This window comes from Bradyrhizobium sp. 23AC (assembly GCF_054863025.1).
The window spans coordinates 34966-54750 of sequence record NZ_JAVAYN010000008.1; the positions used below are offsets into that span (position 1 = coordinate 34966).

At 64.0% G+C, this 19785-nt stretch carries 19 protein-coding genes; 9 read left to right on the top strand and 10 right to left on the bottom strand.

Going from position 1 to position 19785, the window contains the following annotated elements; all coding sequences use genetic code 11:
• Positions 1-8: 8 nt before the first annotated feature.
• The 5 genes from RAD10_RS20315 to RAD10_RS20335 form a co-directional block, all read right to left on the bottom strand.
• Positions 9-1037: an acyl-CoA dehydrogenase family protein gene (locus RAD10_RS20315; protein ID WP_461618952.1), complete on the bottom strand. Its 1029-nt coding sequence runs from the start codon at positions 1035-1037 to the stop codon at positions 9-11.
• Entirely contained in the window at positions 1037-2248 is a 1212-nt protein-coding gene (locus tag RAD10_RS20320; RefSeq protein ID WP_461618953.1) for an acyl-CoA dehydrogenase, read from the bottom strand. The genes RAD10_RS20315 and RAD10_RS20320 overlap by 1 nt, the downstream gene beginning before the upstream one ends.
• A 57-nt stretch (positions 2249-2305) precedes the next feature.
• Positions 2306-3523 (bottom strand): ABC transporter substrate-binding protein, encoded by a 1218-nt coding sequence (locus RAD10_RS20325; protein ID WP_461618954.1) that lies wholly within the window; start codon positions 3521-3523, stop codon positions 2306-2308.
• A gap of 61 nt (positions 3524-3584) precedes the next feature.
• On the bottom strand, positions 3585-5708 hold the full coding sequence (locus tag RAD10_RS20330; RefSeq protein WP_461618955.1) for an acetate--CoA ligase family protein: 2124 nt from the start codon (positions 5706-5708) through the stop codon (positions 3585-3587).
• 1 nt (position 5709) lies between these two features.
• On the bottom strand, positions 5710-6480 hold the full coding sequence (locus RAD10_RS20335; RefSeq protein WP_461618956.1) for an enoyl-CoA hydratase/isomerase family protein: 771 nt from the start codon (positions 6478-6480) through the stop codon (positions 5710-5712).
• A gap of 170 nt (positions 6481-6650) precedes the next feature.
• Here RAD10_RS20335 and RAD10_RS20340 point away from each other — a divergent pair, with 170 nt between their 5' ends.
• Positions 6651-7631, top strand: a complete 981-nt coding sequence (locus RAD10_RS20340) for a tripartite tricarboxylate transporter substrate binding protein (RefSeq protein WP_461618957.1) — start codon at positions 6651-6653, stop codon at positions 7629-7631.
• Between the two features lie 21 nt (positions 7632-7652).
• Here RAD10_RS20340 and RAD10_RS20345 read toward each other — a convergent pair whose 3' ends face one another.
• A complete protein-coding gene (locus RAD10_RS20345) occupies positions 7653-8339 on the bottom strand; it encodes a TetR/AcrR family transcriptional regulator (protein ID WP_461618958.1) in 687 nt (228 codons plus the stop codon).
• 108 nt (positions 8340-8447) lie between these two features.
• Between RAD10_RS20345 and RAD10_RS20350 the strand changes: the two genes are divergently transcribed.
• Positions 8448-9332, top strand: a complete 885-nt coding sequence (locus tag RAD10_RS20350) for an SMP-30/gluconolactonase/LRE family protein (protein WP_461618959.1) — start codon at positions 8448-8450, stop codon at positions 9330-9332.
• 12 nt (positions 9333-9344) lie between these two features.
• Here RAD10_RS20350 and RAD10_RS20355 read toward each other — a convergent pair whose 3' ends face one another.
• Entirely contained in the window at positions 9345-10259 is a 915-nt protein-coding gene (locus tag RAD10_RS20355) for a LysR family transcriptional regulator (RefSeq protein ID WP_461618960.1), read from the bottom strand.
• Positions 10260-10407: 148 nt separating this feature from the next.
• Here RAD10_RS20355 and RAD10_RS20360 point away from each other — a divergent pair, with 148 nt between their 5' ends.
• From RAD10_RS20360 to RAD10_RS20370, 3 genes are all read left to right on the top strand, one after another.
• Positions 10408-11499 (top strand): LLM class flavin-dependent oxidoreductase, encoded by a 1092-nt coding sequence (locus tag RAD10_RS20360; protein WP_461618961.1) that lies wholly within the window; start codon positions 10408-10410, stop codon positions 11497-11499.
• A gap of 52 nt (positions 11500-11551) precedes the next feature.
• On the top strand, positions 11552-12046 hold the full coding sequence (locus RAD10_RS20365) for a flavin reductase family protein (protein ID WP_461618962.1): 495 nt from the start codon (positions 11552-11554) through the stop codon (positions 12044-12046).
• Positions 12047-12107: 61 nt separating this feature from the next.
• Entirely contained in the window at positions 12108-12407 is a 300-nt protein-coding gene (locus tag RAD10_RS20370; protein WP_461618963.1) for a hypothetical protein, read from the top strand.
• Positions 12408-12500: 93 nt separating this feature from the next.
• On the opposite strand, the gene RAD10_RS20375 is transcribed toward RAD10_RS20370, so the two are convergent.
• Both RAD10_RS20375 and RAD10_RS20380 read right to left on the bottom strand, forming a co-directional pair.
• Positions 12501-12710: a hypothetical protein gene (locus tag RAD10_RS20375; RefSeq protein WP_461618964.1), complete on the bottom strand. Its 210-nt coding sequence runs from the start codon at positions 12708-12710 to the stop codon at positions 12501-12503.
• Positions 12707-13576, bottom strand: a complete 870-nt coding sequence (locus RAD10_RS20380; protein ID WP_461618965.1) for a helix-turn-helix domain-containing protein — start codon at positions 13574-13576, stop codon at positions 12707-12709. The genes RAD10_RS20375 and RAD10_RS20380 overlap by 4 nt, the downstream gene beginning before the upstream one ends.
• Before the next feature lie 450 nt (positions 13577-14026).
• Here RAD10_RS20380 and RAD10_RS20385 point away from each other — a divergent pair, with 450 nt between their 5' ends.
• The 4 genes from RAD10_RS20385 to RAD10_RS20400 all read left to right on the top strand — a co-directional run bounded on the left by RAD10_RS20385 (position 14027) and on the right by RAD10_RS20400 (position 18617).
• On the top strand, positions 14027-15904 hold the full coding sequence (locus RAD10_RS20385; protein WP_461618966.1) for an ATP-binding protein: 1878 nt from the start codon (positions 14027-14029) through the stop codon (positions 15902-15904).
• Entirely contained in the window at positions 15901-16572 is a 672-nt protein-coding gene (locus tag RAD10_RS20390) for a response regulator transcription factor (protein WP_461618967.1), read from the top strand. Before RAD10_RS20385 ends, RAD10_RS20390 begins: the two co-directional genes overlap by 4 nt.
• A 100-nt stretch (positions 16573-16672) precedes the next feature.
• Positions 16673-17053 carry a response regulator transcription factor gene (locus tag RAD10_RS20395; protein WP_461618968.1) on the top strand — a complete coding sequence of 127 codons (381 nt, stop codon included), beginning with the start codon at positions 16673-16675 and terminating at the stop codon, positions 17051-17053.
• Positions 17054-17609: 556 nt separating this feature from the next.
• A complete protein-coding gene (locus RAD10_RS20400; protein ID WP_461618969.1) occupies positions 17610-18617 on the top strand; it encodes a helix-turn-helix domain-containing protein in 1008 nt (335 codons plus the stop codon).
• Positions 18618-18837: 220 nt separating this feature from the next.
• On the opposite strand, the gene RAD10_RS20405 is transcribed toward RAD10_RS20400, so the two are convergent.
• A complete protein-coding gene (locus RAD10_RS20405) occupies positions 18838-19776 on the bottom strand; it encodes an acyltransferase domain-containing protein (protein ID WP_461618970.1) in 939 nt (312 codons plus the stop codon).
• Positions 19777-19785 lie beyond the last annotated feature (9 nt).

The window sequence follows — 19785 nt, forward strand, 5'->3', positions numbered from 1 at the left end:
CATCTCCTTCATGCTCCTGCCTCAGTGAACGGAGCAACTTCCGATATGTAACGGCGGCCAAATGCGCTGATCAGGCCGCTGGCATCGCCCTGGGCTTGCAGCGTGCGGATCCGGCGCAAATGACGATGCACCGGAATGTCCCAGGTGAAGCCCATACCGCCATGGATCTGCAGCGCGCCTTCGCTGATCGAGCTGCCATAGGTTGCCGCGGCCAGGAACGCCGCATCACGCTGAACGGAGCCACTCCCCTCGGACACGCTTCGCGTGATCGCATGACGAATGCTCTCCAGCCCCAGCTTCTGTCGCGCCAGCGCATGACGAATGGCTTGATTGTAGGACAGAGCGTGACCGAACTGCCGGCGCGTCGACGCATGCTCCTGCGCCAGCGACAGGCAGGCCTCGGCAGATCCCAGGATGGCCGCGGCACGCAGTACGTTGGCGTCTGAGCTGAGCATATCCCATGTGTTCGCCGGCAGGATCGAGTCGATGGGAATGCGGACCCTCTGGAGACCCACCGCGTGTTCCGGCACCGTCAGGTCGAGACCTGCCGCGTCTTCCACTACAACGCCCTCGGCATCGATCGAGACCAAGGCCGCAGCACCCTCGCCGATCCGGACCAACAGATAGTCGGTTTTGTCCGCGCAGGGGGCTCGCGCAACCCAGCCGCTCAGTACGACAGCTTCACCTTCCCGCTCGGCGACAGCCTCGCCCTGCCACGCGATGGACACCAACGTCTCGCCCGAGATGATCGCGGCGGCGAGATGCGGCAGCGACTGCTGGAGCAGGCGGCCGGCAAAGAGCGTCTCCAGCAGCGGAAAACCGAGCAGTCCGGAATGGGCGGCCGCGATCACCGGCACCGCGAAGCCGAGCGGCAGGGCAAGCCCCCCGACCTCCTCGTCCGCGATGATGCCGAGCAGCCCGTCATCGGCGAGATTGCGCGCCTGCGCACGCATCTCCTGCCCGGCACAGGCCACGACGGCACGCGTCGCGGTTGCGGCGAATTCGGCGGGCTGAAGTCCTTCACCGGCCACGGTCATCACTTGCCTCGCGAGAGCTGGAGGATCCGATCGGCGATGATGCCGAGCTGTATCTCGGTCGTGCCGGCATAGATCGTTTCGGCGCGGGCCTGCAGATAGATCGCCTCGAAACGCCGCCGCGCCACCTTGATTGCCGCGAGCTGCGGCAACATGGCCTGCTGAAGCAGCTCGAGGGCAAGCGCGGCAAAGCGCTGATGCGATTCGCTCCAATAGAGCTTCGCAAGGCTGCCCCGCGCGCCGATCTTGTCACCGTTGACGAGCGCCTCGACGGCGGTCTCGACATGCGCTTTCAGCACCTCGATCTCGACCGCGACCTCGCCGAGCCTGACCGCGTAGTGATGATCGTCGACCATCTGCGACAGCGCGGCATCCGCCTTGCAGGCCGAAATCAGATGACGCAACTCGTTCTCGAATCGCCAGGCGCGATACATGCGGTTGGTCGCACGCTCGATCTCCAGCACGCGGATCGCCGCGGCCCAGCCCTCGTCGGGCGCACCGATCGCATCAGTCTGAGCCACCTCGACCTCGTCGAAGAACACCTCGCAGAAGCTCTCGCGGCCATCGATCGACTTGATGGTCCGCACCCGCACGCCCTTCGCATCGAGCGGCACCGCGAACATCGCAAGGCCGCGATGGCGATCCTCCAGCGGCCCGGTGCGGGCGAGCACGAGACAGCGTTGGGCCCGGTATGCGCCGCTGGTCCAGATCTTTTGGCCGGTGATGCGCCAGCCGTCACCGTCGCGTGTGGCGCGGGTGCGAAGCCCCGCCAGGTCGGAGCCGGCTTCGGGCTCGGAAAACCCCTGACACCAGATGTTGCGCATGTCGAGGATCGCAGGCAGGAAACGCTGCTTCTGCTCTTCGGTCCCAACCGCGAGAATGATGGGACCGGCAAGCTCCTTACCGATCGAATTGACGCTTTCGGGCATCGCGAGCGCACCGATCTCCTGATTGGCGATCAGGTGCTCACGCAAGGAGCGGCCGTGCCCGCCATAGGCCTGCGGCCAAGTGATGCCCGTCAGCCCGGCGCGGTACATCGCCGCCTCCCAGGCAATGGACTGCTGAAGTGTGGGCGATGCGAATGCGGCGCTGTCGCTGCGGAAACTGGCGGGCAGATTACCATGCAGCCAGCGACGCATCGCGCCGCGATAGGCCTCACCCGTCAGGTTCTCCGCCGCGACGGCTTGCATCGATACCGCTTCAACCACACTCATCGCACGCTTCCTGCTTTCGCCATATCTGCCGACATGTCCCGCCCGGCTGCCAGTCCTTCACTGCGACTTGAGAAGGTCGCAGGCGCTCTCCGATGCCGGCCGCCACGCATCCTCGGGCGCGATCGTGCCCGTGATGTCGTAATAGTCGTAGGTGTATTTGGATTCCGCCGGAGCCTTGATGCGCGCGACATAGAGCGGACGCATGACCTGGCCGTCAGCCCTGATGCTGACATTCTTCATTTCGAAGTCGTTGATCGGCGTGTTCTTCATCTGCCGCATCACGGCGTCACCGTCGTCGGAACTGGCCGCAGCGACCGCCTTCAGATAATGCGTGATTGCGCTGTAGGTGGCGGCCTTGCCCTCGTTGAGAAGCTGACCATTCGTCGCCTCGGCATAGCGCTTGGCAAAGGCCCGGCTCTCCGGCGTCATGTCCCAGTAGAACGGCGTCGTCAGCCGAACGTTCTGAATATCCTTGAGGCCAATTCCGTGCGTCTGGCTGATCATGAGGCCGAGGGGAACGAGCAGCTGCGATTTGGTCAGCCCGAACTCCTGCGCCTGCTTGATCGCATTGGCGAAATCCGCACCCGAATTGGCGAGCGCAATCGCCTTGGCGCCGCTGGCCTGTGCCGTCAGCAGGAACGAGGAGAGATCCGACGAGTTCAGCGGATGCAGCACCGAGCCCAGCACCTTGCCGCCCCCCGCTTCGATGAACTTCGTCGCATCCGCCTGCCAGGCCTTGCCAAAGGCATAATCCACCGTCAGGAAGAACCAGCTGTCGATCCCCTGCGCGAGCAGCGCTTTCACCGTGGCCTTCGGCTGGGCATAGGTATCAACCACCCACTGCGTGGTCATCGGCGAGCATTTGTCGTTGGTGAAGAAGGAGCCCGCCGTGCCGGCAAGGAGATAGGGCTTCTTGCGGTTCTTCATGATGTCCTGCACGGCAAGCGCGATCGACGAAGCCGAGCAGCCGACGATGGCGTCGACACCTTCATTGTCGACCCAGCGCAGCGCGATGGCGACGCCGATATCGGGCTTGTTCTGGTCGTCAGCGATCACGAGCTCGATCTTCTTACCATTGACCGTTCCGCCAAAATCGCCAACCGCGAGCTTCGCCGCGGCGACCGAGCCGAGGCCGCAATTGTCGGCATAGGGGCCGTTCTGGTCGTTCATGATGCCGATCTTGACGACGTCGCCGGAGATGCCCTGTGCGGACAGCGGCGCATTCGTGAGTAGCAAGGTAATCATGCCGAGCGCAGTGATCGTCGATCTCTTCACCGTTTCCTCCTGCTTTTAAGCGATTCCTGGGGGCCGGCTTCCGCCGGCTCTATTTTTTGGGTCAGTGGGTTGGCGGCGCACCGTGCGGGATCAGCAGCGCATCGAGCGCCACGGCCCCCTCGCCCTCCGCCCGCAGCAGCAGCGGGTTGACGTCGATCTCCGCGATCGTATCGACATGCGCGGCGGCAAAACGCGACAACGCGGCAACGGCCCGCGCCGCGGCTGCGAGGTCGGCTCGCGGCCGGCCGCGCGCACCGTCGAGCACCGCGAATGCCTTGAGCGATTTCAGCATCGCCATGGCCTGCGTCTCGCTGACCGGCGCCATCTGCACGGCGGAGTCCTGGAGGATCTCCGCGAAAATGCCGCCGAGGCCGACCATCACCACCGGCCCGAACACCGGATCGATGCGGCTGCCCAGGATGAGCTCGGCCACGCCCTTGGCCATTGGCGCCACGATCACACCATCAATCGTTGCATGCGGCGCCCTGGTGGCGACGCGATCGCGCATCTGGGGATAGGCGCGCCGAACCTCGGCTTCCGAGCCCACGCCCACGACCACACCGCCGGCCTCCGTCTTGTGCGGCAGATCGGGCGAGGCAATCTTCAACACGACGGGATAACCGATCTCGGTGGCGGCACGCGCCGCCGCATCGACGTCCTGCACAAGATGCTCGACAAGGACCGGAACACCGGCGTCGGCAAGCGCGCGCTTGGCTCCGAGTTCGTGGCGGAAGGCATCGGCTACAAGCGGTCGTGCTCGCTCGACCGCCGCGGGCGCCTCCTGCGGGTGCTTCGACACTGCCTGCAATCGCACCAGTGCAGCGATGGTTGCGCAGCAGCCGTCGAAACTTTCCACCGTCGGAAAGCCCAGTGCGTGCAGCTCGGTCAGCGCATCCTCAGGGCCGTCGACACACAGGATGACGGGACGGTGCGGAAACTGCGCGCGGATGTTGCGCAGCGTGTCCATATAGATGGATCGCAGGCGCGGCAGGTGCAGCGAGAACGGCAAAGGCAGGATTACCACGTCAGCGCTCTCGTCCGCCACGACGGCGGACATGATCTTCTCCAAAAGATCGGGGCGGCTCGACATCTGCGCCGTGGCGTCGACCGGGTTGCGGGCCGATGCGAACGGCACCAGCTCAAGAATCTGCCGCTGCGTCTCCTGTCCGAGTTCCGGCAAGGTCAGCCCGACCGCTTGTGCCGCATCCGCGAGCAGCACGCCGAAACCGCCCGAGGCTGTGAGGATCGCGACGCCCGGCCCCTTCGGCAGCCGATCCGGCAGCAGGATCGATGCGGCATGACCGAGATCGATGAGCTCGTCGATGCTGCGGACGCGCACCGCGCCACAACGGGCAAACAGCGCGTCGAACACGGCGTCCGCCCCCGCCATCGCTCCGGTGTGCGACGCCGCGGCGGCCTGGCCTGCCGCCGATGTCCCGATCTTCATGGCGATGACCGGCTTGCCGGCATCGCGCGCCTCCTCCAGCGCCGAGATCAGGCGGCCGGCGTCGCGGCAGGCCTCGAGGCAGCACAGGATCACCTTGGTGGCGGGATCACGCGCCATCCAGGCGATGCCGTCGGCGATATCGATGTCGCACTCGTTGCCCGTGGTGATGAAGCGGCTGACGCCGACACCGCGCTCGCTGGCGAGCCGCATGGTGTAGCTGCCGAGATTGCCGCTCTGCGACACGATTCCGAGCGAGCCGGCAACCGGCATGCTGTGCTCGAGCACGATCGAAAACGTCGCGATGCTCTTCTCGGCGATGCTGACCGCGCCGAGGCAGTTCGGCCCCAGCAGGCGCATGCCGCCGTTGCGCGCGGCAACGCGCAGCCGCTCCTGCATCGCGCGGCCCTGCTCGCCGAGCTCGGCAAAACCGGACGAAAACACGACGACGCTGCGGACGCCACGCGCGGCGCACTGCTCCACGGCCTCGCCCGCGCGCTCCGCGTCGACCGCGATGATGGCGAGATCCGGCGCCTCCGGCACCTCGGCAACGGAGGCATAGGCCTTCAGGCCCTGCACCATCGCGGCCTTCGGGTTGACCGGATAGATGCGGCCTGCATAGCCGTGACGGCGCAGCAGATCAACCGGCCGGCCACCGATCTTGGTCGCCTCCTGCGAGGCGCCGATGATCGCGATCGAACTTGGCGACATCAGCGCTTCGAGACCTTCTCCCGGCCGCATCTCAGCGCCCCTTGAACACCGGTGCGCGCTTCTCCAGGAACGCCATCCGCGCTTCCTTGGCGTCTTCGGTCTTCGACAGCGCCATAGTGATGTTCTGCTCGAAGCGATAAGCGTCGCGCGGCGGCATCAGTTCGACCATGTTCGCGGCGTTCTTGGCGTATTCCATCGCGATCGGGCTCTTGGACGCGATCTCCCGGGCGAGCTTCATCACTTCGGGGATGAGGTTTTCTCTGGTCGTGCAGGCCTCGATGATGCCGAGGCGGTAGAGCTCGGCGGCCGGCACCCGATTGCCGGTGAAGAACATGCGACGCATCAGGGAGCGGCCGAACAAGGTGTTCAGCATGGCCGCACCTCCGGCGAGCCCGACATTGATCTCGGGCATGCCGAACACGGCCTCTTCGCTGGCGTAGAAGATGTCGCAGGAGGCCATCAGGCCGACACCGGCCCCCAGCGCAACGCCGTTGATTGCCGCAATGACAGGCTTTGAGCATTCGCGGATGCAATTGCCGGTCTCGCGCGTGATCCGGTTGTGGCTGTGAAACGCGCCGATCTTGGTCGGATCCGGGCGATCCTTCAGATCCGCACCGCTGCAGAACACCTTCCCGGCTCCGGTCAGGATTGCGACCCTGACGTCGCTGCGCTCGGAAATCTCGTCGAACACGGCCACGATGCGATCGCGCATCGCGCGATCGAGCGCATTCACGGGAGGCCTATTCAGCGTCACCAGCGCGATGTGATCGGACACTTCGAGAGTGACGATATCTTCTGACATGGCTTCCTCCTGGGCTTCTGCTTGTTGTCTCCTGACCGATCGGTCAGCTTTTCGCGGTGATAGCACCGAACGTCGGAGCTGGCAATATCCTGCCGATCTTCTATTGACCGACCGATCGGTCAGTCGATAGATTCACGTGCAATCGAAAAACGCCCTTGAGGAGGACTCGCATGCCCAGGATCAGCCGACGCCAAGCGGCAACTCTGATCGCCGGCGCCCTCGCCGCTCCGCTTGCCGCACCTGGCATCGTGAGAGCGCGCTCCTCGCAAACGGTTTTCATCATCGTGCCTTATGCGCCCGGCGGCTCCATCGACAGCCTGATGCGCTCGATCGCGAAGGCGATGGCGGAAAGCCTGGACCAGCCGGTTCTGGTCGACAACAAGCCCGGCGCCAACGGCATCGTCGGATCGCAATATGTCGCGCGCGCGCCGAAGGACGGATCGGTCCTGTTGGCCGGCGGCACCGGCCCGATTTCGCTGAACGTGCTGCTGCGCAAGAACCTGCCCTACAAGCTCGCGGACTTCGCCTCAGTCGCCATGCTCTGCAACGGCCCGCTGTCGCTGACCGTCAACGCGCGGACGCCCGTCTCCGACGTGAAGAGCTTCGTCGCCTATGCCAAGGGACGCGACAAGCCGCTGTTCTATGCCACCCTCGGTCCGGGCAGCGTCACGCATCTGTTCGGAATCATGATCAGCAAGTCGATGGGATTTGCCGTCACCGACGTCGCCTATCGCAACAATCCGGCCTCCATCATGGAAACGCTGTCGGGAGAATGCGATCTCAACTTCGCAACGCCCGCCGCAGTCATCGAGCACGCGCGCAGCGGTCAGCTTCGCATCCTCGGGGTCTCCTCGGACAAGCGCATGGCGAGTTTCCCGGAGATCCCCACCCTGGCCGAATCCGGCTATCCCGACCTGACGGCATCATTCTGGACCGCACTGCACGCGCCGGCGGGCACGCCGCGCGATGCGATCGCGCGGCTGAACGCGGCGGCCAACGCTGCGATGCAGAAGCCCGAGATCGCAAAGCAACTCGAGACCGACGGCCTGATCACCGATCTCGGCGCACCGGACCGGCTCGACGCGCAGTTGACCAAGGATGCCGCGCTCTGGGGACCGGTGATCAAAGCGCAAAACATCGTGTTGGAATGAGGCCCGGCTGCCAGCCGCCGCTCAGCGCGACTTGCGCCGGCCTGTCTTGGGCGGCTCCTTGGGCGGCACCGCGCCGGGAAGCTCGACCAATTCGCCGCTTCGCAGCCCGTTGAAGATCATGTCGAAGAAGATATCCGCGATCTGCTCGGGGGTCGCCGACTTGTTGGGATTGTACCAGCGATGCATCCAGTTGAGCGAGGAAAGGACCAGCCGCCCGGTCATGGGAACGTCGACCTTGCGGATTTCGCCGGCATCGATGGCTTCCTGGATCAGGCCGCGGAGAAAATTCTCGAAACGGTCGCGGCGCGTCAGCCGCTCCTTGTGCCTGTGACGATCGGGATCGTTCCAGAAGGCGGTCGTGGAAGCGATCCAGGCCCAGCGATAGCGCCGGAAGTATTCGGCCGTGGCGACCATGAACGCGCGGATCTTCTGCGACGGCGGCCCGTCGGGAATCCGGTCGCGCACGAACAGATAGAGCTCGAGCGTCGAGCCGACCGCCACGCGCGCGTAGATCTCGTCCTTGTTGGCGAAATGGTGGTAGAGGAGCGACTTGGAGATGCCGCAGGCGAGCGCGATGTCGCGCATCGACGTTCCCTCGAATCCCTTGCTGGCGAACAGCCGCCCGGCTTCGGCAAGAATCTGCAGCACGCGGTCGGAGGCCTCCGCCTGGTTCGCAACGCCGTCCTTCATCGTTGACAGTTCAGTCATGAAGCCTGCAATCCATTCGGCGGCCCGGCGCCAACCAGAGAACCCTGGAATGAAACTAGTTTTTCACAGACCGATCGGTCAAGCCCGGCGACCCCTTCGAGAGGAACCATGAGCGCGATCCGGATTACGCGCATCGGCGCGACAAAGGACCAACTCGGCGAGAGCCCGGTATGGGATGAGCGACGGAAGTGCCTCTTCTGGATCGACGCGCTGGCCGGATTGATCCGCATGCGGGATCCCGCCACCGGTGCGGCGGACGCGTTCAGCGTGCCTGCGCCGATCGGTTCGATGGCCCTGCGAGACGATGGCGGCGCGGTGCTGGCCATGCGCCACGGATTTGCCGGTCACGATTTCGACAAGCGCACACTGACCGAAGGGCCGTCGATCGGGCTCGACCACCCGAAGCTGCGGCTGAATGACGGAAAGGCCGATCCCCATGGGCTCTTCCTGGCAGGCACGATGCACAGTGACCGCGCCCAGGGTGAGACGCCGCTGGGCGGTCTCTACCGGTTGGACGCAACAGGCGCGGTGGAGCTGCTGGAGACCGACCTTGCCGTGAGCAACGGACCGTGCTTCAGCCCGGACGGCCGGACATTCTATCTCGCCGACAGCGCAAGACGGATTATCTGGGCCTATGACTACAGGGCGGATGGTCCCCTCGCGAACAAGCGCGTCTTCGTTGATACGGAGGCGCATCGCTCAGGTTGCGACGGTGGAACGATCGACTCGGAAGGCTACCTTTGGTCCGTCCTCGTGCGCATCGGCAAGATCGCGCGGTTTGCGCCTGACGGGACGATGGTGCGGACGATCGACATGCCGATCCGTCATCCGACCAGCATCACCTTCGGCGGGCTCGATCTCGACGTTCTCTACGTGACATCGATCTCGCGCAGCCACGCGCTCGCCGACGATCACCCGGATGCCGGCGGCCTGTTCGCGGTCGAAGGCCTCGGCGTTCGCGGACTGCCGGCGCACCGGTTTACTTCGGGCTAAGCCCCTCCTCGATTACTGCGATCTTTTGATCTGCCTTGGCACGTTCTCCGCCATGTAGTCCACGAACACCCTGATCTTCTCCGGCAGATAGCTGCTCTGGAGAAACGTCGCGTAGATGCCTTCGTCGAAGGTGGAGTTCGTCACCCGGAAGCCCGGCAGCAGGCGGATCAGACGCCCACTCTTCAACTCCTCCGCCACGGTGTAGTCGTCCAGCAGGGCAATGCCGTGCCCGGAAACGGCGTGATCGCACAGCACCACGCCGTTGTTGCTACTGAAGGACGAAGGCACGACAATCTCGCGCAGCCTGTTCTTGCGCATGAACTTCCAGACCACGTCGTCGGGACCCATCCAGTAGGTCAGGCAATTGTGGCGGGTGATGTCCTCCGGTTCGCGCAATTTCGGCATCCGGCCGACATAGTCCGGTGAAGCCACGAGAATCCGCTCGCTCCTCAGCAGCCTTCGCTGCATGAGGCCTGCGTCCTTCGCCGCCTGGATCTGGAAGTCGACGTCGAATTCATCTTCACGAAGCTGGGGACGCCGCTCGGATAGACGCAGCTCCACCTTCAGCTCCGGATAGAGCTTCTGAAAGCCCGGTATCAGGGGCGAAAGCACCTTGATGCCGAACAGCGTCCGCGAGTGCACCCGCAGCGTTCCACGCGGCGCAGTCTGAAGCGCAAGCGCCGCGGCTTCGGCATCTTCGATGCCGTGCAGCACCTGCTCGGTGCGCTGGAAGAAGATCTTGCCAGCATCGGTCAATCCGAGATGGCGCGTACTGCGGTTCAACAGCTGCACGCCGAGCTGCGCCTCGAGCTCGCCCACGTAGCGCGACACCGACGCCGGCGAGAGTCCGACGCGGCGCCCGGCCGCGGAAAAGCTGCCCTCACGGACGGCGCTGACGAACAATTCCATGGCCTGAAGGCGATTCATTCGATCTTTTCAGATTTTGCAAAGGACATGCTTAGAATACGTCAATTGTTCGAAAAATCTCAAGGCCCTAGCTTGCTGAGAACGCGTCGCAAAAGCGACGGGCGGCCGCAAGCGCGGCCGAGAAGCAATCCGGTGGAGGACGCAACCGATGGAATTCGGCGTATTCATTCTGGCGCAGCAGCGCGGCTATCATCAAAGCTCGCAGCAGGTCATCAACAACGCCGTCGAGCAGACGGTTGCCGCCGAGCACGCCGGCTTCGACACGGCCTGGTACGCCGAACATCACTTCAACAATTACAGCCTCTGCCCCTCGCCGCTGATGATGGTCGCGCATTGCGCCGGCCTGACCAGGCGCATCCGCCTCGGCACTGCGGTCTGCGTGCTGCCGCTGTACAACCCGGCGCGACTGCTCGGCGAGATCGGCTTTGCCGACACCGTCTCGAACGGCCGCCTCGATCTCGGCATCGGCTCGGGCTACCAGAAATTCGAGTTCGATCGCTTCGGAGTCGATCTTGATCATTCGCACGCCCTGTTCGCCGAGTTCTACGACGTGCTCCAGGCCGGCATGCGCGAGCGCATCTTCTCCTATGACGGCGAGCACCTGAAAATGCCGCCGACCGCGATCGCCGTGCGCACGGTGCAGAAACCGATGCCGCCGATCTGGGTCACGTCGGGCCATGGCGAAACCCTCGGCCGCGCCATCCGTGACAACCACAATCTGTTCGTCACCGCGCTGCTCAACGGCCTCGACGCCATCAAGGCGTTGCGCGAACGTCTCGAGGGGATCGCGGCCACGGAAGGCCGTTCCATCGACGACACGCATTTCGGCTTCCTGCGCTGCGCCTATGCCAGCGACAATGACAGCGAGATCCAGTCCTATCTGGACAATGCGCGCTTTCAGCGCCGGCTCTCCGAAAGCCTGAAGTTCCGACGCGCCCAGAGCGACGACGGCTATCTGATCAAGGAAGAAGCCGGCCCGAACGATATGAGCCTGGAAACGATGCGCAGCAACCTGCCCGTCGGCAGCGTCAACCAGGTGATCGACCGTATGCTGGAAGAGATCAGCATTCTCAAGCCGACCCATATCGCGCTTCAGACCCAGCTCGGCGATTTCGATCAGCGCACAATGCTGCGCCAGATCGAATTGTGGGGCAGCAGGATCATCCCCGCGATCCGGAAAGAGCTGAAATCCGCCCCTGCGGGGCGCGGCACGATCGCGGGCGATGCGGTTTCGGCATAGCGCGGCGCCAGGGCGAGCCCGGAGGTACGTCATGGGATGCCAGATCTCTCAAATGACCGATGTCCGCTCAGTCGAAGCTGCCGAATTCCGCCTGGCCATGCGCAACCTCGCGAGCGGCGTCGCGATCGTGGCGACGGGAACAGGGACCACACGGCGCGGGCTGACAGTCAGCTCCGTCACCTCGCTTTGCATGGAGCCGCCCTGTCTCCTCGTCGGCGTCAATGCGAGCTCCGAAACGCATGCCGCCATCCTCGCCAATGGCTGCTTTGGCATCAGCCTCCTCGGCAGCGGACAGGAAGATCTGGCGTTGCGTTTTGCCGGCGGCGCCAAGGGCGTTGACCGCTTCGCGACGGCGCCATGGGCCCAAGGCGTCCTCGACGTGCCGCTGCTCGAACCGGCGATCGGCATCCTGGAATGCGTGCTGCATCATCACCAGATGGTCGGCACGCACGGTCTCTTCATCGGCAGGATCGTGGCGACGCGCGGCGGGGACGGCGATCCTCTCGTCAATTTTCAGGGCGCGCTGCGGGCCTTGCCTCAAACATAGGCGGCTCCGGCGACGCCAAACCGGCATCGTCGCCATAGGGCCAGAACACGGGAGCGGCATCGTGATCATCGAATGCTTCGACGGCGGCATTGTCCGGCTCACCGAGCCGTTCGACTTCCGCAACTTCAAGCTGGCGCTGCATGCCGACGCGAATCCCGAAACGCAGGGCTGGAAGGGGATCACGCTTCTCGACGATCGTGATGCGCTTGTCTCGATCGATCTGGTCCCCACGCTGGCGGGCCGCCCTGACGACGCAAGCTGGGATCGGCGCTATGCGGAGATGGTAGCCAAGGCGCGCCAGCATGGCTGGATCGATGCAGAGCGACAGGCGATCCGGGCTCATATCGAACACGTGCGTTGACCGTCGTCTTGAAGCAGACCCGATGTCGGGTCTGCGCACTCGGTCAGGTTCTTATCACCGATTGTTCGATCGGCCGGCTGAACCCCGCTCTGCCTATCGCGTGACGCAAGCCACGACGATCCTGCAGAAATCGAAGGCGAAGCGGCTATAGAAGAGACTCGCCCCCGGTTCTGACGCTGCCAGGCGATACGAGCTGCCGAGAGCGCGGACGAACTCGACCGTCCCCATCAGCTCCTGGTGCGTCAGCACCGAATGGATGCCCGCCAGCGGTAGCACCAGAGCCTCAATTCCGATGATGGTCATGACCTGTTGGCTCCCGCGCGCGGTAGCGGCGCAAGCTGCGCAAGATGGGCGCTCCTCCATTGATGAGGCGTATCGCCGGTGAAGCGCTTGAACACCGTGGTGAAGTGCGCCTGCGTCTGGAAGCCGACCGTCAGGGCGACGTCGACGAGAGATGCGTCGGCCTGCGCGAGCAGTTCCTGAGCGCGCGCAATGCGACGCTTCAGAAGGTATTCGTGAGGCCGAACGCCGACAGCTGCGCGGAACTGCGCGGCGAAATGCATCCTGCTGAGGCCGGCGACCGTCGCCAGGTCCTGCAGCGTGATCCTTACATTCAAATTCTCGTCAACGTATTGCATGACACGCCTGAGGCGCCATTTCTGCAGCGACCGTACGGTCCGACCGACATGATCACCGTACTCACCGGCAGCGCGATCGAGTTCGGCGCACTCGTCACGCGCCTGGCGACTGAACTGGCGGGTAAGGATCGCCAGCCGCAACGCATCCGCCAGGATGGCGGAATGAGCGTCATGCGTGGCTTCGGTCGCCGCGAGCGCGTCAGAGAGACGCCGCATGACGGGGTCCGTAAAATCCACTGAGGTCTCTTCGCTCCCGTCCGATACACTCGCAAGACGCTTGGCGGAGACTCTGAAGCTGGGCACGCGATCGGCGGATCGCTCGATATCGCCCGCAGATGCCTCGACCGCCAGGGCCACGTCGAGATGAACGAGAGACAGCGTCGTCCCGTCGTCGTCGAACCACTCGACATGGCCCGACGGGCCTAGCCGACGACGATCGATTGCCGAGACGTCGATCCCGCGAACGACATGATCCTTGGCGGCTTGCTGGTGTGACATCTGCAGCGACATCGTCGAATCTCCTTGTCCCATTTCGATCCGGCAGGGCCGAACCGGCCTGTCCGAATGTCATGAGAAGAATAATTCGCCGGTCCACGCGCTCCATTCTACGCGGGGGTGCATCGATAGGTTCTCGGGGTGATCGGGTCATACCTAGGTATGATCGCGGCACAGCCATCCCGCGCGGCCTCGCCACGGATGCCGAATCGCCCTGATGGGCGATCGACCTCCGCCTGCGGTAAGTTGACGCGCTCGCCGAGCGCCACAGACCAGCAGGATCGCGAAGTGCCCTTGTTTTGCTTCAGTAACGGCCCTTGCCGGCATTCGCACCGGATTCGACGCACTGAGCGTCTTCCAAGAGAGCACGAAAATCACGCGGCAGGATGTTGTCGGCGCGATCAAATCGCGGCATCAACGCCGCTCGAATGAAGCGAACGACGACCAGCGACAATGACGATAGTTGACCGAGCCACGGGGCCATCGATGAGCCGCACCGGCTTGCGGATCTGGTCTACTGCGCTCGCCGTCGCGGTTTTCCTGGTCGATGTCCTGACGCCGCTCGAAGGCGCCGTCGCGGTGCTCTACGTCGTCGCCATCTTGCTCGCGGCGAGGACGAACCGGCGCCACGACATCTTGGTCGCTGCCACCGGCTGTGCCGCCCTGACGATAGCGGCCTATCTGCTCTCGCACGGCCTGCAATCTATCGCCTCGCCCGCCCTCCGTGCGCTGGTGAGCCTCGCGGCGATCGCCATCACCACCGTGCTTGCGCTCCAGAATCACACCGCGACCAATCGCCTGGCGGCGCAGGCGCGCCTGCTCAACCTGTCGCATGATATGATCTTCGTCAGGAATCGCGCAAACGTGATCACCTTCTGGAACAAGGCCGCGGAGCAGACCTACGGCTGGTCAGCCGACGAGGCCCTTGGAAAGATCGCCGACGAGCTTCTGCAAACCACATATCCCGACCAGCGAGACGTCATCGAGGCCGGCTTGATCGACACCGGCCGATGGGAAGGCCGGGTGCAGCAGCGGACCAAGGGTGGCGCCGCAATCACCGTCGATACCCGATGGGCCTTGCAGCACAACCATCTGCGCAAGCCCGTCGCAGTGCTTGAAACGCATACCGACGTGACCGAACGCATGATGGCGCACGGCGCGCTGGTCGAAAGCGAGCGACGTTACCGCCGGATGTTCGACGCCAGCCGGATCGGCGTCGCCGAAGAGGACTGGAGCGACCTCCGAAAAGCGCTGACGGCGTTGAACCTCGACGGGGCCGGCTTGCGCGACCATCTTTCGCGAAATCCCGATTTCTTCTGGCAGGTCAGGCCGCTCGCCAAGATCACGAACGTCAACCCCGCCCTGCAGAAGATGGTCGGAGCCAGCAGCTCTTCCGTCTTCATCGCGAATATCGACAAGCTCCTGGACCGGAGCGACCGGAAGTTCGTCGGCGCATTGGTGGCGTTCGCGGAAGGCGAGCCATTCTACGAAGGCGAGACCGAACTCATCAGGCTGGATGGACGCAAGATTCCGGTACTGTTCACAATTTCCTTCCCGGCGGGGCCCGACGGAGATCGCAACGTACTCGCCTTCGTCGTCGACATCACCGAGCGCAGGCAGGCTCAGGATGCACTGCTCGCGGCACAGGCGGACCTCGCCCACGCCGCGCGCGTCGCCACTCTCGGGGAGATCAGCGCCTCCATTGCCCACGAGGTGAATCAGCCGTTGGCAGCAATCGTCACCAGTGGCGAGGCCGGCTTGCGATGGCTGCGGCGCGACGTGCCCGATCTGAGGGAGGTTGCAACGACCATCAATCACGTCGTCGCCCAGGGCCGCCGTGCCGGCGAGATCGTTGCCCGGATTCGAACCTTCCTGAAGAAGGCACCGCCCCAGCAGGACATGCTGCAGATCGGCGACATCATCGAGGAGGCAACCTCACTTGTCGCGCGCGAGCTCGCCAAGGACGACGTTGTCCTCACCGTCGAGATCGAGGCCGGCTTACCGCCGATTCGCGGCGACCGGATCCAGCTCCAGCAGGTTCTCGTCAATCTGCTGATCAACGCCGGCCAGGCCATGTCGGGCCAAAGCGGTTCCCGCGTCGTCACGTTGCGCGTCGGCATTGCCCAGGCCGAAAACCTTGCCATTACGGTGCAGGACAGTGGTCCCGGTATCCGCCCTGACGACCTGCCGCGCCTGTTCGACCCGTTCTTCACGACGAAAAACGGAGGAATGGGCATGGGACTTGCGATCTCCCGAACGACGGTGGAAGCTCATGGCGGCCAATTGTCGGCAGAGAGCATCCCCGGCTCGGGGGCGACGTTCCACCTAACACTGCCATTCAGCCAACAACACGCCCCGCCATGACACGACCCAACCAAGCGTCTCCACCGGCCCAACCATCCAGCTCGGTCGTCATGATCGTCGATGACGACGCAGGCATTCGGGCCTCGCTCGACAGCCTGTTCCGATCCGTTGGTCTGGAGACGCGCCTGTTCGGCTCACCGGCCGAGCTGCTCGGCGGCACGCTGCCCGAGGGCCCGGGCTGCATCGTGCTGGACGTGAGGCTTCCGGGCGTTAGCGGGCTAGATCTCCAAGGCCAACTGACCCGGCAGGGCATCAGATATCCCATCATCTTCATGACCGGCCACGGCGACATTCCGATGTCGGTGCGCGCCATGAAGGCGGGTGCGGTCGATTTCCTCGCCAAGCCATTTCGCGATCAGGACATGCTCGATGCCGTGACGGTGGCGCTCGAGCGCGATGCGCTGCGCCGGGCCGAGGCCGCGACAAAGGAGGATATCCGCGCCCTTTACGAGACCCTGACGGCGCGCGAGCGCGAGGTGATGGGCCATGTCACGGCCGGGCTGATGAACAAGCAGGTCGCCGGCCTGATCGGCCTCAGCGAGATCACGGTCAAGATCCATCGCGGGAACGTCATGCGCAAGATGGGGGCCCGATCGCTGGCCGAGCTGGTTCGCCAGGCCGAGGCGCTCGGGGTTTCCCAGATCCGCAGGACCCCGGACCAAACCTGAGTATAATTTCGGTGGGACCGCCCAGCGGGGCATAAGGTGCCATCGGCCGCGCAATGGGAGATATCCTCCTTGCGGAACATTGCGGCCAGGATGTGTGCCAATGGCCAAGACCCCGGTGATTGCAATCGTGGACGACGACGAAGGCGTTCGCACGTCACTCGCAAGCCTGGTGCGTTCGCTCGGCTACGAGGCTCACGCCTATGCGTCCGGGGCCGAATTCCTGCGCCAATCGCCGGGAAACGATCCGACATGCATGATCGCGGACATTCAGATGCCTGTTATCACAGGCGATGAGTTGCAAGCGCAGCTGGTTGCCTCGGGTCGTCGTTTTCCCATCATCTTCATGACCGCATTTCCGAGCGAGTTGGTGCGCCAGCGCGTGATGGCGGCAGGCGCACATTGCTATCTTGGAAAACCCTCGAGCGGCGACGAGATCATCCGCTGCCTCGAAGAGGCGCTAGCAGGCCAAGCGCGGCAATAGTCCATTTTCCACGCGAACGAGTAACGGCCATCTTCGAATGGCCGGCGTGCATTCCGGCAACCATGTTGGTGGACCGGAAATACCGGTAACCGGCGCAAATCCCATACTTGCGGACAAATCACGACATTGGCAGCGGCGCCCGCCCTGCCGAGGGATGTTGCGCGATGCAAGTGAACTCCATTAGCGCCGCCGTCGGGGCGCGTCCGTTGGCATCCTTGCGCGCGGGAGCCCGCAATTCCTCCCGCGGAGACGATCGCGCCGGGCCTCACCCCGGGCATCGACGCCTCGCCGCGCCCTCGCTGAGTCCGGCAAGGCGCCGAGGCGTATCACAGAGCCTAGCATCGGGCTTCACAGACAAGTCCTTGAGGCCCTTGGTCCAATTGGAGTTTTTGCGACATCCGGTCGCACTCTGTGCATTTGCAAAATCTAACACCGCTTAAGCATCCCTAACGAGCTTTGCGGCGAGTTCAGACTTATCGTTTGAGCATCGACTTGTTGCATTCGGCAGTTCAGCGGCCGTCACGACGGCAGTGGAACCCAAGAGACGGGACGAACGATGCTCACCGATATGCCCGCGGCCGGCGCCTGGTCGGCGTATCAACCCAGCCCCCGCGAATCCGACTCTCCGCGAGGGGCGCGCGTATTTCTCCAGGAACGGAAGTGGCGCAGGCCTGAACAACGCCTCGCCACCGAGGACATCACGATCTCGCGCTGGACCTGTGCTCCGACCGCGGTGAAACACGAAGACGCGACAACGCCTCCGGACCGCTATTTCTTCTCCATCGCCTTGAAGACAACCCGTCTCAAGCTGAGTAGAGGCAATCAGATTGTCTTCGACGGCATCATGCCGGCGGGCACCCTCTATGTCGGTGCGCCGGCGAAGCAGATCAGCGCGCAATTCTATGCACCGTGCGATTTTCTGCACTTCCACGTGTCCGCCAGCTACTTTCTGTCGCCGCTGCCCGGAACTGATCCCATCGCGCATGAAAGCCTGAACGATCTGGTTCTGCTGCGTGACCCCTTCGCCGAGCAGCTCGCAAAGGCGCTGACCGAGCATGGCCATTCGGCCGACCAGGAATTCGCGCAGTGCATCGGCCAAACGCTGGCGATGCATGTTGCCCGGCGCGAGTTGCCGCGCACCAAGGTCAACGCCTTGCCGAAATGGCGGCTCCGTCGGGTCGAAGAGTATGTCAGAACGCGCTTCGACCGCAGCATCAGCCTGTCCGACCTCGCCAAGGTCGCGGGACTATCTCGCATGCATTTTGCGGCGCAGTTTCGCGCTGCGACCGGGTACCGGCCACGCGAGTATTTGCTGCATCAGCGCATCGAGCATGCAAAATCGCTGTTGTCGAATTCGGAGACGTCTTTGGCCGAGGTGGCACTGGCCGTCGGTTTCTGCACGCAAGCGCACTTCTCGACCGTCTTCAAGCGCATCACGGGCGACACCCCGGCACGCTGGCGATGCGTCAGCCGGAATACGCTGGCCTCGTCCAGGCCTGCCGACAGCGATCCGGCCTCGCCCCGCAAGTCCGTGTCTCCCGTCCTGCCGGCCGCCCCTTCGTGAATCATGCGAAATGAGAAACAGGCTGGGTTCAGGAAATACTTTGCCCGCGCGATCGGTGATGCTGCGGATGTTGCGTGACTTAAGACCCCAAGTCACGGCTCGAGCCCCTCCTCCCAGGCATACGAGCATTAGGGCCGTCCTTCCCCCAAAAGGACGGCCCCTTTTTTGGGAAGCATCACGCGCGATCGAAGCGCCATCCATGCGAGACCGGACGCGATCCCTAGGCTGCCAGTTGCCGCGCTAGCCAGGCGCGCACGCCCTGAAGGCTCCTGAAATCATCCAGCGAACGTGTCGGAAAGTCGGGCCGAACCTCCGCAATCATCCTGCTCAGCGCAGATCCGGGCCCGAGTTCGAGAAACACTGTAGCACCCGCCTCGACACAGGCTTGCAGGCAACTTGCCCACTGCACGGTTTGCGATATCTGCGCAGCGAGCTTGTCGAGACCTGTCCCGGCGGACATCACCGAAGCCCCATCGATGCCGCTCAGCACACGCGCACCGGCAGCCGGCGGGAACGCAACCGACGCCGCCCGCAGGACTTGGCGAAAGGCAACCGACGCTTTTGCGAGCCTTTCAGTGTGTGAAGCGACCTGAACCGGCAAACCGACGATTCTTCTGGCGTTCATCGTCTCCGCGTCTGCGGCGACCTTGTTCAGCGCCTCCCGGTTGCCGCCGATCACAAAGGCATCGCCCGGATTGACGATGGCGACCGCCGCCCCGTGGTGCGCGCAAATCCGGTCGACGTCCTCGCGTGAAAGTCCGCGAACGAATATCAACCCGTCACCGGACCGCGTTGCAGCTTCCATGGCTTCCGCCCGACGCGCCACGAGGTCGAGCGTGGCCGCCGGTTCGAACAGACCGCCGACGCCCCAAGCCGCGACCTCACCGACGCTGTAGCCGGCGACGATGGCGCCATGCGGAATGGCATCTGCGAGCGCGGCTGCCGCAGCCAGCGCCTGGACGGTGCACAGAACCTGGCCGGCGCGGTTGCTATGCAGGGTCTCGTCGGGTTCTCGGCGCACGAAATCACGCAGATCCCTGCCGCCCAGCAATGTCGCCGCATACGTAAACAGTTGCTCGGCTTCCGGCGCATCGCCCGTAAGGGCGAACATCTTCCGATGTTGCCTGCCTTGCCCCGAGCACAGGATCGCAAGCGTCATTGTCGCAGC